The following is a 14,169-nucleotide window of genomic DNA, read 5'->3' on the forward strand; positions in this document are numbered from 1 at the left end:
CCGATCATTTTAGCACCTGTATGGATGCAGGTGAATGCTCTATTTTATGCTGATGGATCGTAGAGGATCGGACTTATAGATCTTAAGATCTTTATATAGATCTTCTTATTATGTTTACTATTAGGATCGTGTTTTTCTGTGGGTAATGGATATAATTCAATATAAACAATATGTTGCGGTAAAGCGATCCTGTGATCTGTTAGCGATCTAACTCCATTAAAGCTGGGGATAGATCGCGATCTTATCCACAAGGAGGATCTAACACCAATGGGAGATCTGATTCATGCAAAGTTTGATCAGATCAAAATAAAGTATTATCCACAGACTTATCTTTTAAAAACACACTCTGTGGGTAAGTTAGATCTAAATTGTGAGTATTTTATGCTTTATTCAGGTTGAAATGAGTTTTCGAGATCGTCCAACCATTCATCAAGCCAAGCTGTGGCAGGATCTTCCGGAATTGGATCATACTGAACATCGATCTGGATCTTATCCACATAGGGTTTGGCACCTTTTGCGATCAGTTGTTGCAACAGCTTCTCCGGTCCTTGGCAGAAGGTATCGTAACTCGAGTCACCGATCGCACATAAAGCATACCGGCAATCCTGTAAATTGAGTTCTGACAGGAGTAACTCCTGATAGAAAGGCTGTAAGTTGTCCGGAAGATCGCCGGCCCCATGGGTGGAAGAAACGATCAACCAAAGGGCTTTGGGATCCAGTTGATCCAACTGTGGGTTCAAATACAGGTTTGTCTGGTGGCCGTTTTGTTCAAGCTTATTGATGAGTTCTTCGGCAACATATTCAGCGCCCCCCAAGGTGGTTCCGACCAATACTTCGACTTTTGCCATGAATAATCCTCTGTTAGTGAGCGCCTGGCGCCTTTATTTCAATGGCCCATATTAATCCAATTTGCGGTGACAGACAGCCTTGGGTAACCTGAGTTTGAGTACTATTGCATTGATCCTGTTGTAGGCTCTTTCTGCGCTTGAGGCTGATATGAAACTGAAGTGGTTGCTGATCTTCCCGTTGCTTTCTTTGCTGGTGTTACTCGGGGGATGGCATTGGTTGTTTACTGTCCCGACAAATGTTCAATTGCAATCTGACAGGGTTAACGCCGATTCCAACGTTACCTGTATCCAGACGTCGACGACAAGGGCACTGGATAAGCATGGCGAGTTTGGCGTGTTGATCTGGAATATTCAGAAGCAGCAGAATGGCCTGTGGCGTTCTCGTCTCGATGAGTTTGCTGAAGCTCGGCAGTTGGTATTATTGCAAGAAGCCAGCCTGGATCCCGGCATGTACCATTATTTGATCTCAGCAAAGTGGTTCTGGCGTTTCGTCAATGCTTTTAGCGTATTGGATACCCCTGCTGGGGTGATGAACCTCTCCCGCAGTGCTCCCTTGAGCAGTTGTGGTTACCGTACCCTTGAGCCCTGGTTGCGGTTGCCTAAGACGGCTTTGGTTGCCAAATATCTTTTGTCCAATGGCACCTCCCTGACGGTAGTCAACGTTCACGGAATTAATTTCAGCGTTGGGATTGAGGAATATCGACAGCAACTCAAGTCGTTGACCGAAGCTCTAGCCGGGGAAAAGATCACAGATCCCATTATTCTGGCAGGTGATTTCAACACCTGGAGTGGAGAGCGCAGCCAACTGCTGGCTCGGTTGGTGTCTTCTTTAGGGTTGAAAGAAGCTCATTTTGTTGAGGATAACAGGGTGAGAGTGCTGGGATATCCCCTAGATCATCTCTTTTATCGGGGACTGAAACCCAAAGAGCTGTATGTACCGGAAACTGAAGTGTCTGATCACAATCCCATTATCGCCAACTTTGTGATTGCCGAGCGCTAGGCCCTAAGTAACTCATGTTTCCCTGACTCCTGTACCGCAACAAAGGGCCTGTGACCGAAGTCAGCATACTTAACGGAGGGCCCTGGCAGATTGTTTTTTTCGCCACATCTCCGGCTCCCGGGCCCATTACTAGTAAGTGGGCGGCATGACTGTCATCTGAAGAATATGCTCGATGATTATCACTGTTTTTCCTTGAACTGCGAGTAAGGTAAACAGCTCAAGCAGCTACTCTACATCGGTCATATTCAGGTCAGCGGTGGGTTCATCAAAGACATAAATGCCTCAGTATTGCTCCACTTCTGTTGCGACCACACCAGAGTCATACAATGAAAATACCGCCAAACCAATTGCAGCAAACATCGCCAGAAAAAGGACACTGGCGTACCCAGCCTGCCTGTTAGGGAATTGACTTAAATTAGCTTTTGCAGCGACTCTGTATAACAGGTAGCGGTAGAACACTTGCATGGCTCAATCCTTGGTCGTGGTTTGTCCTTCAAGTGGTGCTCGTCGTTAACTCTTCCGATATCGAGTGCATGGAAAAGTCGACGGCTATGCTTAAATTCTTAGCCTTTATTCAAATTAAATTTGTTGTGTGGGTGTGAGTAGGTACGTCGGCTACTGATATTCTGCCTTCCACAAAGTCAAAGGTTCGGCAGAGCACCATTGCCAGAATTTCTTCTCAACCAAGTCGCTTGCCTCTGCTGCCTCCCGCCCCTCAAATAAGTGCCAATTTTCCTCCGCAGATTTCAGGGCATACTGTCTCAAGTGACCTGTGACCCTCTCAAAATCGGATGGTTCGAGAAGAAATATGCTGCCATCCCTGTAAGACTCCCAGGGCATCTGATCGTTAGGTCGTCGTTGATGATTATGGAAGAACGCCTCGCTGTAGATGCTGGCCGAAGCGCCCGCAGACACACAGTCGTCCCAACGTTGGCAGCGAAAGAAATACTCGTCCTCAGCCTCAGCAGTGCCTGTTAGCTCTCGATAGGGGCAAGATCTATCCCAAGGCTTATCGATATTTGTTTCGGCTATACCTTTGCGCGCCAGTTCAATTTCATGCGGCTTTGGGAACCTGTCCATCAGCAATTGCGCTGGTTCGCCACTCTCGTTTGCCATCAAAATGGAGGGAGTTCCTATAAGGAAGATACAGAGTGTAACGCTGGCGCAAGCTGAATTTAAAATCGATGGCATTAAGTGAAATGACATTCTACCTCCCTGAAGAACTAAGTTATTTTATCCCTAAACAGGAATAGGCCATTTATAACAATGCCCTTTATCTTTACTTGTGCACGTTACTTATGAGTACTGGCCTTTAAAGCCGTCTTGTTGTAATCGTTCAAGCCTCCGGCCTCGGCAGTGCTCTGCCTCACGGTTTGTTGATTTGGCAGCAATGGCAATTAGAGCAACAATTTCGATATACCAAGTCATACCGTGAACGTAAAAATTTCGTGGTATATAGCTTAAACCACTTGAAGCTATTGATAATCATTTTGCGGTCATTATTAGATCAATCCTTCAATGATTCAATTGCTCCTGAGAATAAAATAGCCTAGGAATTACACCCTGAAAGATTAGGTGATTGGTATGGCGGCCTCAGTTGAATTAACCCTTTAAGGTTGTTTTCGGTAAATATGTTGGAGATGCATTTTCACAGTGTTCGGTGAAAATTTCAGTTTGACGATTCAGGTGAAAGTCCTTGGTTCTATTCTCAAATATATTCTTTTGGGATTGCCACTCAACCAGTCGTTTACTCTTCATGGTTTCGGTGAGAAGCATATGTTCTTTGTTGTGTTGGCGCTGGGTGGGTGTTTGGGGGACGTCGTGATTAGACTCTACTTAGGCCCCAATCAGTGCGAGTAGCATGTCATGGGGCCCAACTGGGGACTAGATTTGGCAACAAACGGAAAATGACGAACTAATAAAATCAGTTGGTTATCTGCTATCGTTTGCTGTTGTTTTCCGTTATTTGCCCGCTTTACTTTCCGATACAGAAGCTGGAAAAAATTCTTCCCAGCAGATCGTCCGAGGTGAATTGGCCGGTGATTTCGGCCAGAGCCTGTTGAGTCATGCGCAGTTCTTCGGCCAGCAGCTCACCTGCCTGATAGACTTCCAGCTGTACTTTGCCCTGCTGTAGATGTTCACCGGCGACTTCCAAGGCTTCCAGGTGACGGCGACGGGCGATAAAACCGCCTTCCAGGTTACTCTGATAGCCCATCAAGTTTTTGAGGTGCTGTTTCAGCGCATCGACCCCGAGCCCGGTTTTGGCTGAGATCCTAAAGACGTCATAGCCTTTCTCTTCGCTGGGGTTCAGCGATTCACCGGTCAGATCCGCCTTATTGCGTACCACAGTGACGCCGAGGTTTTCCGGCAGGCGATCAATAAAGTCAGGCCAGATTTCATGAGGATCAACGGCTTGGGTTTCTGTGCCATCGACCATAAACAACACTCTGTCGGCGGTAGCGATTTCGGCCCAAGCTCTTTCTATGCCTATCTGTTCTACTGTGTCAGTGGTGTCGCGCAGGCCGGCGGTGTCTATGACATGCAGCGGCATGCCATCCAAGTGGATATGCTCCCGCAATACATCCCTTGTGGTGCCAGCTATTTCGGTGACAATCGCCGACTCTTTTCCCGCCAGAGCGTTGAGCAGACTGGACTTACCGGCGTTGGGGCGGCCGGCTATCACTACTTTCATCCCTTCGCGGATGATGGCGCCCTGTTTGGCACTGGCCTGTACCAAGTCCAGTTTATCTATGATGCGATAAAGGGCATTGGCAATCTTGCCATCGGAGAGGAAATCCACCTCTTCATCGGGGAAGTCGATGGCGGCCTCGACATAGAGGCGCAGGTTGGTAACCTGTTCCACCAGCTCATGCACTTCCCGGGAAAACTCGCCCTGAAGTGATTGCAGGGCGCTCTTGGCGGCCTGTTCGCTGGTGGCATCGATGAGATCGGCTATCGCTTCAGCCTGAGTCAGATCCAGCTTGTCATTCATAAAGGCCTGTTCGCTGAATTCCCCCGGGCGTGCCAAGCGGAGTCCTTCGACTTCCAGGACTCGTTTGATCAGCATGTCCATGACGATTTGACCACCATGGCCCTGAAGTTCCAGCACATCTTCACCGGTAAAAGAATTGGGGCCTTTGAAGAACAGGGCGATACCCTGATCCAGCACTTCTCCCTGACTTCCCTTGAAGTCACAGTAATCGGCATATCTTGGCTTGGGCTGATGGCCCAGCAATGCCTGTGCAACGGCTTGGGCCTTGGGCCCCGAAACTCTGACTATGCCTACACCACCGCGGCCTGGAGCGGTGGCCTGCGCCACGATAGTATCTGTTGTCACTGCATTAACCCTTGAAAACGTATTTATAAAAAACAAAAGGCGACCCTTAGGCCGCCCTTGATCATTTGACCCGAAATCGGCTTATTTTAAGCCTTTTTTCTCCAGGCCGGCATAGATAATCTTCTGCTGGATAATGGCAACTATGTTACCCACCAACCAGTAGAGTACCAGACCGGATGGGAACCAGAGGAAGAATACGGTAAAGATTACTGGCATCCATTGCATCATCTTCTGTTGCATAGGATCCATGGTCGGTGCCATTGGCTGCATTTTTTGCATCAGGAACATGGAGACACCCATCAGCAGCGGCAGAATGTAGTAAGGATCCTGTACCGACAGATCGTCAATCCACAGCATGAATGGCGCATGACGCAGTTCCACGCCTTCCATCAGTACCCAGTAAAGGGCAATAAAGATAGGCATTTGCAGCAAGATAGGCAGACAGCCACCCATAGGGTTCACTTTTTCCTTCTTGTACAGCTCCATCATGGCCTGGCCCATCTTCTGGCGATCATCACCGAATCTGTCCTTTAGCTCCTGCAATTTAGGTTGCAGGTTTCGCATCTTGGCCATAGAGGTGTATTGCGCCTTGGTCAGCGGGAACAGAATACCGCGCACCGTCAGGGTGATTAGTATGATGGCCACACCCCAGTTACCCACGATGGATTGGAAGAACATCAGCAGCTTGTAGATAGGCACTGCCAGCCACCAGAGGAAGCCATAATCCACAACCAGGTTAAGGGTGTCAGACAGCTCGGACAGGGCGGCCTGATCCTTTGGACCTACGTAGAAGTCGGCGCTCAGGGTCATTTCAGTGCCCGGGGCTACTGTCTTTTTCTCGCCCATGAAGCCAATGTTGGCGGTACCTGAGCTATCTCTGGTGAATATGATGTTGGTTTCATTTTTTGGCGGAACCCAGGCTGACACAAAGTAGTGTTGCAGCATGGCGGCCCAGCCACCTTCAGTCTTCTTCTCCAGATCCTTTTCCTGGATATCTTCAAAGTTATACTTTTCGTAGCGGATATCGGCAGTCGAGAAGGCGGCACCACGATAAGTTGGCATCATCATGCTGCTGTCTGAAGGTTTGATGGTCTGTTTTATCTGACCGTACATCTGAACCTGCAGTGGCTCAGATGTGGTGTTGTCAATCTTGTACTCAACGTCTACGGCAAACTGACCTTTGTGGAAGGTGTAGATCTTAGTGTACTTGGCACCGTTTGCTGCTGTGTAGCTCAAAGGTACTGTCAGAGTATCTTCGCCTGCAGCCAGGGTAAATTCCTTGGCGTTGGCAGAGTAGGTGGCACGCCCCTTGGTACTGTCAGTGCCGCCGCTGCCCATCAGGCCACTCTGGGCTATGTATACGAAACCAGGTTTCTGTTCCAACAGAACGAAAGGCTCGTCTTTGTTCAGCTCCAGTTTGTGAGCAACCAAAGCGGCATGCACTATGTCACCACCGACAGGATTGATCAGCACATCCAGTTGATCTGTGGTGACTCTGATAAGATCTTTGGACGCCACTGCTGTTTCTTCTGGCATGCCTGAATCGGCGACCGGAACGTCAGCGCTGTGAGTTGTCTCTTGAACGGAAGTGGCAACTGTTGTTTCAGTTACAGCGGGTTTGGGTGCTTTATCGGTTTGCCACTGTTGCCACAGCAGAAAGCTGACAAACAGCAGGCCGATAAGCAGTAAATTGCGTTGAGATTCCATAGCCTATTTATTACACCTGTCATTTTTAGGGGGGACGGGATCACTGCCGCCCGGATGTAAAGGGTGACATTTTAATATGCGTTTGATTGCAAACCAACTCCCTTTAATCGTTCCGTGCACTCGCACCGCTTCTATGGCGTAGTGAGAGCAGGTTGGATTAAAGCGACAGCGAGGCCCCAGCAGAGGGCTGATAAGGAGTTGATAGGCTCTGATAGCCTTGATTATCAGCCATTGAAACGGCGACTGAGCTTGCGCCATAACTTTTCTACCAGCTTTCTGAGCTGTTCATTATCCATATCCAGCACACCGCCGCGAACCAGCACCACTATGTCCAGTGGTGGTAAATCATGTTGATTTAGGCGGAAGCTATCCCGGATCACCCGCTTGATACGATTGCGTTGATTGGCTCTCTTTACGTGGCGTTTGGCCACAGTGAGTCCCAGACGCGGATGTTGCATCTCATTGGGTACAGCAAGCAGGGTTATTTCAGCTGAGGAGGCTTTAATGGGGTTGGTAAATACGGTTTTGAATTGCGCGGGAGTTAGCAAGCGTAACTCCCGCGTAAAGGTGTAACGAGTCACCTAGTTGTCTACTCGCAATTAAGCTGACAGACGAGCGCGACCTTTGGCACGGCGACGAGCCAGTACCTTACGGCCGTTCGCTGTAGCCATACGAGCGCGGAAGCCGTGAGAACGCTTGCGCTTCAGGTTGCTAGGTTGAAAAGTACGTTTACTCATGATGGCAATCCGTCTTTGTTAGTGAATTTACCTTATCTCTGGAGTGAGGTAAGGGCAAAAAAGAGGCCGAATTGTAATCACTTTAGTCAGGGCAGTCAACACGTGCAGCCCCTCTCAAGGTAATTTCTCTCAGCATTTTCGCGATCTGCTGAGTTGAGGTCACCACAAGATGTGGATAACTCTGTGTACGGACACTATATCTTGTGGATCCATGGATCTCTTTGCAGATCGGCGGTCGCTGATTATAGATCAGGGGGGATCGCTTTATAAAGCGGGATTTTAACCGGGTGTGCAAATAGCTGATCCGGTTCGATCGATCCGGATCAGGAGGATCCAGTGATTGGGATCTGCCTGGGGATAATTACACTTAAAGGATAGCGATTATTCAGATCTCGCTATAGAATACCCTCCTTTCGAGGCGATCTTTTGGGGATAAGTACGTGGCGGTTTCACTTTGGCAGCAATGTATCGGACGACTGCAAGATGAGCTTTCTGCTCAACAATTCAGTATGTGGATCAGACCGTTACAAGCCGAAATGGATGGGGATACCCTGGTGCTATATGCACCAAATCGGTTCGTGCTTGATTGGGTTCGTGATAAATATCTCAACATTATCAATCAGTTTTTTACTGAGCATTTGGGCAATGATGCACCAAAACTCAGGTTTGATATTGGTAGTCGTCCGTCGACCAAGCCCCAGGTGCAGGCCCCAACTGCGACCAAGGCCTCTGTCAGCGCGCCCAAGAGTGCGGCAGGTAAAGGTGCAACCTTTAACACAGCTGCCGAGCCGGCCGTAAACCACAGTTATCGCAGCAATATTAACCCTACTTACCAGTTCGATAACTTTGTTGAAGGTAAGTCCAACCAACTGGGTAAGGCGGCCGCATTGCAAGTGGCTGAAAACCCGGGTGGTGCCTATAACCCTCTGTTTCTATATGGCGGTACCGGTCTGGGTAAGACTCACCTGCTGCACGCCGTAGGCAACGGCATTATCAAGAATAATCCCAACGCTAAAGTGGTCTATATGCACTCAGAGCGCTTTGTGCAGGACATGGTCAAGGCGTTGCAGAACAATGCTATCGAAGACTTCAAGCGTTACTACCGTAGCGTAGATGCCCTGTTTATCGATGACATTCAGTTCTTTGCCAATAAAGATAGATCCCAGGAAGAGTTTTTCCACACCTTTAATGCCTTGCTTGAGGGCAATCACCAGATCATTTTGACATCGGATCGTTATCCGAAAGAGATCGATGGCGTGGAAGATCGGCTCAAGTCGCGCTTTGGCTGGGGTCTTACTGTGGCCATCGAGCCGCCTGAGCTGGAAACCCGGGTCGCCATTTTGATGCGCAAGGCGCAGGAGAGTGGGATCAACTTGCCGGATGAAGTGGCCTTCTTCATCGCCAAGCGTTTGCGCTCCAACGTGCGTGAACTGGAAGGGGCATTGAACCGGGTTATCGCCAATGCCAACTTTACCGGTCGGCCAATAACCATTGATTTTGTGCGCGAAGCCTTGCGTGACCTCTTGGCTCTGCAGGAAAAATTAGTCACTATAGACAACATTCAGAAAACAGTGGCTGAATACTACAAGATCAAGATGGCCGATATGCTGTCCAAGCGCCGTTCCCGCAGTGTGGCGAGACCGAGGCAGATGGCCATGGCATTATCTAAAGAATTAACCAATCAGAGCTTACCTGAGATAGGTGATGCCTTTGGTGGTCGTGACCATACAACTGTGCTGCATGCCTGCCGCAAGATTGCGCAACTGCGGGAAGAGAGTCACGACATTAAAGAAGATTATGCCAACTTGATTAGAACCTTATCTTCTTAATCAGGGAACAGGACCATGAAATTTTCGATCGATAGGGATGCCCTATTAAAGCCGCTCCAGTTGGTCAGTGGCGCGGTGGAAAGACGCCATAACTTGCCCATTCTGGCAAACCTCCTGGTGGAAGTAAGTAATCACTCACTCAAGATGACGGGTACAGATCTTGAGGTGGAATTGGTCGGCAGTGCCGAGGTCAGTGGCGAAGTGCAGGAAGGTCGTACCACAGTGCCGGCCAAGAAACTGCTCGATATCGTCAAGTCACTGCCTGAGCAGAGCGAAATCAAGATCGAGCAGCAGGAAAACAAGTGGCTGCTTCGCAGCGGTCGCAGCCGTTTCTCGTTGGCGACGCTACCGGCGGAAGAATATCCCAATGTCGAGAGTTTCCAGCCCGCTATCGAATTTAGCCTCAAGCAGGGCACACTCAAGTCACTGATAGATGCCACTCAGTTTTCCATGGCCAACCAGGATGTGCGTTACTACCTCAACGGCTTGCTGCTGGAAACCGAGGGTAATGTACTGCGCGCCATTGCAACAGATGGTCACCGCTTGGCTCTGAGCCACAGAGAGATAGCAGCCTCTTTGCCGGAAAATCAGGTGATCGTGCCTCGTAAAGGGGTGATGGAGCTGGCTCGCCTGCTGGACAGTGAAGATCAGGATATCCATATTGCCATTGGTGATAACGCCATTCGTGCTACCACAGCCAGCGCCGTGTTCACCAGTAAGCTGGTGGACGGTCGCTTCCCGGATTATCGCCGGGTACTGCCCAAAGGCGGCGACAAGATAGTGCTGGCGAGTCGCAATCAGCTTAAGCAAGCACTATTGCGGGCATCTATCCTGTCCAATGAGAAATTCCGTGGTGTCAGGGTGCAGCTGGAAAATGCGCTGCTCAAGATCACCGCCAATAACCCGGAGCAGGAAGAAGCCGAAGAGATCATCGATGTGGATTACGCCGGTCAGCCGCTCGAAATCGGCTTCAACGTCTCTTATCTGCTGGATGTGCTCAATGGCCTCAAGGCCGATGAAGTGAGGATCACCCTCAGTGACGGTAACTCCAGTGCCTTGATTGAAAACCACGTCGAGGAAGACTCCATGTACGTGGTGATGCCGATGCGCCTCTAGGGGCGACTTTGGGCCATAAATGAGTCTAACTCGTCTCAATATCCAAGCTTTTCGTAATATCGATTCAGCCCAACTGCTCCCCGGCACTGGGCTGAATCTTATTTACGGCCAAAATGGCAGTGGCAAAACCAGTGTCCTGGAGGCAATTTACTTTCTGGGGATGGGGCGCTCGTTTCGCAGTCATCTGTCTCAGAGGGTGATCAATAACCAACAGGATCAGTTGACCCTGTTTGCCAATTTGAGCCTGCCATCCGGTGACAGTAAGTTGGGACTGCGGCGGTTTCGCAGCGGCGAAACCGAGGTCAGAATGGATGGCGAGAAGATAAAACGCCTGTCTGTGCTGGCCGACACCCTGCCTATTCAGGTGATAACCCCAGAGAGCTTTTCGCTGTTGTTTGAAGGCCCCAAGGCCAGGCGCCAGTTTATCGATTGGGGCGCGTTTCATTGCGATCCCCAGTTCTATCAGGCCTGGGTCAATGTAAGGCGGATCCTCAAGCAACGTAATCAATTACTTAAGGACGGTGCAGCCTACCAGCAAATCGCATACTGGGACCGGGATTTTATCCGTTATACCGAGTTGGTCACCGAGATACGAAAGGCATATGTAGACTCGTTAAATGAGCTACTTAAGGGTATAATCGGGGAGTTTTTACCACAGGTTGATATCAAGGTTTCCTTTACCCGTGGTTGGGATAGTAAAACGGAGTTTTCGACCCTGTTACAGGCGTCTTATTCCCGGGATCTATCCATGGGGCACACCGTCAGTGGCCCCCATAAAGCCGACTTGAGACTCAGAGTGGGTAATCTACCTGCTCAGGATGCTTTGTCCCGTGGTCAGCTGAAGTTATTGGTGTGTGCATTGCGAATAGCACAAGGAAAGTTGCTTAAACAACAAATAGATAAGAATAGTATCTATCTGGTCGACGATCTGCCGTCAGAGTTGGATGCGAAACACAGGAAGTTATTGCTGCGGCAGTTGAGCGAAACCGGGGCGCAAGTGTTTGTCACTGCGATTGACCCGGCAGCAATATCAGATTCATTAAGCACGCCCCCAAGCCGGATTTTTCAGGTGGAACAGGGGCGGGTAACGGTCATTGAATAACCGATGAGAGAATAATATGTCAGAGAACAGTTACGATTCTTCGAGTATCAAGGTCCTTAAGGGCCTTGATGCGGTACGTAAAAGACCTGGGATGTATATTGGTGATACCGACGATGGCACGGGTCTGCATCACATGGTATTCGAAGTCGTCGATAACTCTATCGATGAAGCTTTGGCGGGCCACTGCAGTGACATAGTGATCACCATTCATGTTGATGGCTCTGTTTCCGTCAAAGACGATGGTCGTGGTATTCCGGTCGCCATTCACCCCGAAGAAGGGGTATCGGCAGCTCAGGTTATTATGACAGTGCTGCACGCCGGCGGTAAGTTCGATGACAACTCCTATAAAGTTTCCGGTGGTTTGCACGGTGTGGGTGTGTCCGTGGTTAACGCCCTGTCGGAAAAGCTGCAGTTGACCATTCGCCGCGATGGCAAGGTTTATGAGCAGTTCTACAAGCATGGTGAGCCGCAAGAGCCTATCAAGGAAATCGGCGAAGCGACCAAGACAGGTACTGAAATTCGTTTCTGGCCCAGCCATGAAACCTTTACAGATACCGAGTTTCATTATGAGTTGCTGGCCAAACGTATTCGCGAACTGTCATTCCTGAACTCGGGCGTGGGTATCCGTCTGGTTGACGAGCGCGACAACAAAGATGAATTTTTCCACTATGAGGGCGGTATCAAGGCCTTCGTAGAATACCTGAACCGTAATAAGACTCCGGTGAATAAGGATGTATTCCACTTCTCCCAAGAGCGGGAAGATGGCATTACTGTCGAAGTGGCCATGCAGTGGAACGATGGTTTCCAAGAGAATATCTTCTGTTTTACCAACAATATTCCTCAGCGTGATGGTGGTACCCACTTGGCAGGTTTCCGGGCGGCATTGACCCGTAACCTGAACAACTACATGGAGAATGAGGGCTTCAACAAGAAGGGCAAGACCAACGCCACTGGTGACGATGCCCGTGAAGGCCTGACCGCTGTGGTATCAGTGAAGGTTCCGGATCCCAAGTTCAGCTCCCAGACCAAAGACAAGCTGGTTTCCAGTGAGGTCAAAGGCGCTGTGGAGCAGACCATGGGTGAGAAGCTGAATGACTATCTGCTGGAAAACCCAGCCGATGCCAAGATGATTGTTGGCAAGATTATCGATGCTGCCCGCGCCCGTGAAGCGGCCCGTAAAGCCCGTGAGATGACCCGTCGTAAAGGTGCCCTGGATTTAGGTGGTTTGCCGGGTAAATTGGCAGACTGTCAGGAAAAAGACCCAGGTCTTTCTGAAATCTACATAGTGGAGGGTGATTCGGCCGGCGGTAGTGCCAAACAGGGCCGAAACAGAAAGAACCAGGCCATTTTGCCACTCAAGGGTAAAATTCTTAACGTAGAGAAGGCCCGCTTCGACAAGATGCTGTCTTCTCAAGAAGTGGCGACTCTTATCACCGCCCTTGGCTGTGGTATCGGCCGTGATGAATATGATCCGGACAAGACTCGTTACCACTACATCATCATCATGACGGATGCTGACGTCGACGGCTCGCACATTCGTACGCTGCTGTTGACCTTCTTCTTCCGTCAGATGCCAGAGCTGATTGAACGTGGCTTTGTTTATATTGCCCAGCCTCCTTTGTTCAAAGTGAAAAAAGGCAAGCAGGAGCAATATCTGAAAGATGAACCGGCATTGACTGAATACTTGACCACTCAGGCTTTGGATGGCGGCTGCATCTATCCATCCAAGGATGCACCGGCCATGTCTGGTGAAGGCCTGGAGCGTCTGGTTTACCAATATCGTGAAGTGGAAGCCATCATTGAGCGCTTGGAAAAACGTTATCCAACCAATGTGACCAACCGCATGCTGTATCGTCCACGGGTGACAGCCGAAATGCTGGCCGACGAAGCCGCTATGACCACTTGGTGCAAAGGCCTGCTGCAGGATCTCGAAGATGAAGAGAACGGCGGCGTGATCTACAAGATGGAAACTGTGCTGGATCCAGAACGTAAGGTGTATCTGCCGCAGCTCATTGTGCGCAAACACGGTATAGATACCCATTATCTGTTTGGTTATGACTTCTTCCATTCCAGCGATTATGAGCGTATCGCCAAGCTGGGTGAGCAGATCTGTGATCTGATTGAAGACGGCGGTTATGTTAAACGCGGTGAGCGGGTCAAAGAGGTCAGCAGTTTTGTTGAAGCACTTGACTGGCTGATAGCCGAGTCCAAGCGCGGTCTCTATATCCAGCGTTATAAAGGACTGGGTGAAATGAACCCCGAGCAGCTATGGGAAACTACCATGGATCCCGAGAGCCGCCGCATGTTGCAAGTCACCATTGAAGATGCGATAGCGGCCGATCAGCTGTTTACCACTCTGATGGGCGATCAGGTTGAGCCAAGACGCGACTTTATTGAGGCCAACGCCCTCAACGTGGCGAACCTCGACGTTTAATCAAACTGCTTATTTCTTTAAAAGGAAGGCCTCAGGCCTTCCTTTTTTATTGGATGTTC

At 49.6% G+C, this 14,169-nt stretch carries 13 protein-coding genes; 5 read left to right on the top strand and 8 right to left on the bottom strand.

The genetic code is table 11. From position 1 onward, the window contains the following. Positions 1 to 386 precede the first annotated feature (386 nt). Positions 387 to 848 carry an FMN-binding protein MioC gene (mioC, locus tag CBE72_RS10670; RefSeq protein WP_100143516.1) on the bottom strand — a complete coding sequence of 154 codons (462 nt, stop codon included), beginning with the start codon at positions 846 to 848 and terminating at the stop codon, positions 387 to 389. A 148-nt stretch (positions 849 to 996) separates the two neighbouring features. Here mioC and CBE72_RS10675 point away from each other — a divergent pair, with 148 nt between their 5' ends. After that, a complete protein-coding gene (locus CBE72_RS10675; RefSeq protein WP_100143517.1) occupies positions 997 to 1,848 on the top strand; it encodes an endonuclease/exonuclease/phosphatase family protein in 852 nt (283 codons plus the stop codon). Positions 1,849 to 2,130: 282 nt separating this feature from the next. On the opposite strand, the gene CBE72_RS10680 is transcribed toward CBE72_RS10675, so the two are convergent. The 7 genes from CBE72_RS10680 to rpmH all read right to left on the bottom strand — a co-directional run bounded on the left by CBE72_RS10680 (position 2,131) and on the right by rpmH (position 7,629). After that, entirely contained in the window at positions 2,131 to 2,313 is a 183-nt protein-coding gene (locus tag CBE72_RS10680; protein WP_100143518.1) for a hypothetical protein, read from the bottom strand. A gap of 150 nt (positions 2,314 to 2,463) precedes the next feature. Then, entirely contained in the window at positions 2,464 to 3,054 is a 591-nt protein-coding gene (locus CBE72_RS20320) for a hypothetical protein (RefSeq protein ID WP_188726047.1), read from the bottom strand. A gap of 769 nt (positions 3,055 to 3,823) precedes the next feature. After that, positions 3,824 to 5,185, bottom strand: a complete 1,362-nt coding sequence (gene mnmE / locus CBE72_RS10695) for a tRNA uridine-5-carboxymethylaminomethyl(34) synthesis GTPase MnmE (protein ID WP_100143519.1) — start codon at positions 5,183 to 5,185, stop codon at positions 3,824 to 3,826. Between the two features lie 81 nt (positions 5,186 to 5,266). Then, complete coding sequence (yidC, locus tag CBE72_RS10700) at positions 5,267 to 6,892, bottom strand: membrane protein insertase YidC (RefSeq protein WP_100143520.1); 1,626 nt, start codon at positions 6,890 to 6,892, stop codon at positions 5,267 to 5,269. 3 nt (positions 6,893 to 6,895) lie between these two features. After that, complete coding sequence (yidD, locus tag CBE72_RS10705) at positions 6,896 to 7,150, bottom strand: membrane protein insertion efficiency factor YidD (RefSeq protein WP_100143521.1); 255 nt, start codon at positions 7,148 to 7,150, stop codon at positions 6,896 to 6,898. Next, complete coding sequence (rnpA, locus tag CBE72_RS10710; RefSeq protein WP_025889662.1) at positions 7,117 to 7,473, bottom strand: ribonuclease P protein component; 357 nt, start codon at positions 7,471 to 7,473, stop codon at positions 7,117 to 7,119. Before rnpA ends, yidD begins: the two co-directional genes overlap by 34 nt. Before the next feature lie 18 nt (positions 7,474 to 7,491). Continuing rightward, a complete protein-coding gene (gene rpmH / locus CBE72_RS10715; RefSeq protein ID WP_011758135.1) occupies positions 7,492 to 7,629 on the bottom strand; it encodes a 50S ribosomal protein L34 in 138 nt (45 codons plus the stop codon). Positions 7,630 to 8,069: 440 nt separating this feature from the next. Here rpmH and dnaA point away from each other — a divergent pair, with 440 nt between their 5' ends. The 4 genes from dnaA to gyrB are packed head-to-tail and all read left to right on the top strand — an operon-like array spanning position 8,070 to position 14,110. Continuing rightward, positions 8,070 to 9,458 carry a chromosomal replication initiator protein DnaA gene (gene dnaA / locus CBE72_RS10720; RefSeq protein ID WP_100143522.1) on the top strand — a complete coding sequence of 463 codons (1,389 nt, stop codon included), beginning with the start codon at positions 8,070 to 8,072 and terminating at the stop codon, positions 9,456 to 9,458. Between the two features lie 15 nt (positions 9,459 to 9,473). Beyond that, positions 9,474 to 10,574 (top strand): DNA polymerase III subunit beta, encoded by a 1,101-nt coding sequence (gene dnaN / locus CBE72_RS10725; RefSeq protein ID WP_028780941.1) that lies wholly within the window; start codon positions 9,474 to 9,476, stop codon positions 10,572 to 10,574. Between the two features lie 19 nt (positions 10,575 to 10,593). Further along, positions 10,594 to 11,676 carry a DNA replication/repair protein RecF gene (gene recF, locus CBE72_RS10730; RefSeq protein WP_062793861.1) on the top strand — a complete coding sequence of 361 codons (1,083 nt, stop codon included), beginning with the start codon at positions 10,594 to 10,596 and terminating at the stop codon, positions 11,674 to 11,676. Between the two features lie 16 nt (positions 11,677 to 11,692). Beyond that, positions 11,693 to 14,110, top strand: a complete 2,418-nt coding sequence (gene gyrB / locus CBE72_RS10735) for a DNA topoisomerase (ATP-hydrolyzing) subunit B (RefSeq protein ID WP_100143523.1) — start codon at positions 11,693 to 11,695, stop codon at positions 14,108 to 14,110. Positions 14,111 to 14,169 lie beyond the last annotated feature (59 nt).

This window comes from Shewanella carassii (assembly GCF_002777975.1).
Taxonomy (GTDB): domain Bacteria; phylum Pseudomonadota; class Gammaproteobacteria; order Enterobacterales; family Shewanellaceae; genus Shewanella; species Shewanella carassii.

Excerpts from the sequence above, each read along its gene's own strand:
- rpmH (WP_011758135.1), bottom strand. The coding sequence starts at position 7,629 with ATGAGTAAACGTACTTTTCAACCTAGCAACCTGAAGCGCAAGCGTTCT.
- CBE72_RS10680 (WP_100143518.1), bottom strand. The coding sequence starts at position 2,313 with ATGCAAGTGTTCTACCGCTACCTGTTATACAGAGTCGCTGCAAAAGCT.
- gyrB (WP_100143523.1), top strand. The coding sequence starts at position 11,693 with ATGTCAGAGAACAGTTACGATTCTTCGAGTATCAAGGTCCTTAAGGGC.
- yidD (WP_100143521.1), bottom strand. The coding sequence starts at position 7,150 with ATGGCGCAAGCTCAGTCGCCGTTTCAATGGCTGATAATCAAGGCTATC.
- mioC (WP_100143516.1), bottom strand. The coding sequence starts at position 848 with ATGGCAAAAGTCGAAGTATTGGTCGGAACCACCTTGGGGGGCGCTGAA.
- recF (WP_062793861.1), top strand. The coding sequence starts at position 10,594 with ATGAGTCTAACTCGTCTCAATATCCAAGCTTTTCGTAATATCGATTCA.
- CBE72_RS20320 (WP_188726047.1), bottom strand. The coding sequence starts at position 3,054 with ATGTCATTTCACTTAATGCCATCGATTTTAAATTCAGCTTGCGCCAGC.
- CBE72_RS10675 (WP_100143517.1), top strand. The coding sequence starts at position 997 with ATGAAACTGAAGTGGTTGCTGATCTTCCCGTTGCTTTCTTTGCTGGTG.
- dnaN (WP_028780941.1), top strand. The coding sequence starts at position 9,474 with ATGAAATTTTCGATCGATAGGGATGCCCTATTAAAGCCGCTCCAGTTG.
- yidC (WP_100143520.1), bottom strand. The coding sequence starts at position 6,892 with ATGGAATCTCAACGCAATTTACTGCTTATCGGCCTGCTGTTTGTCAGC.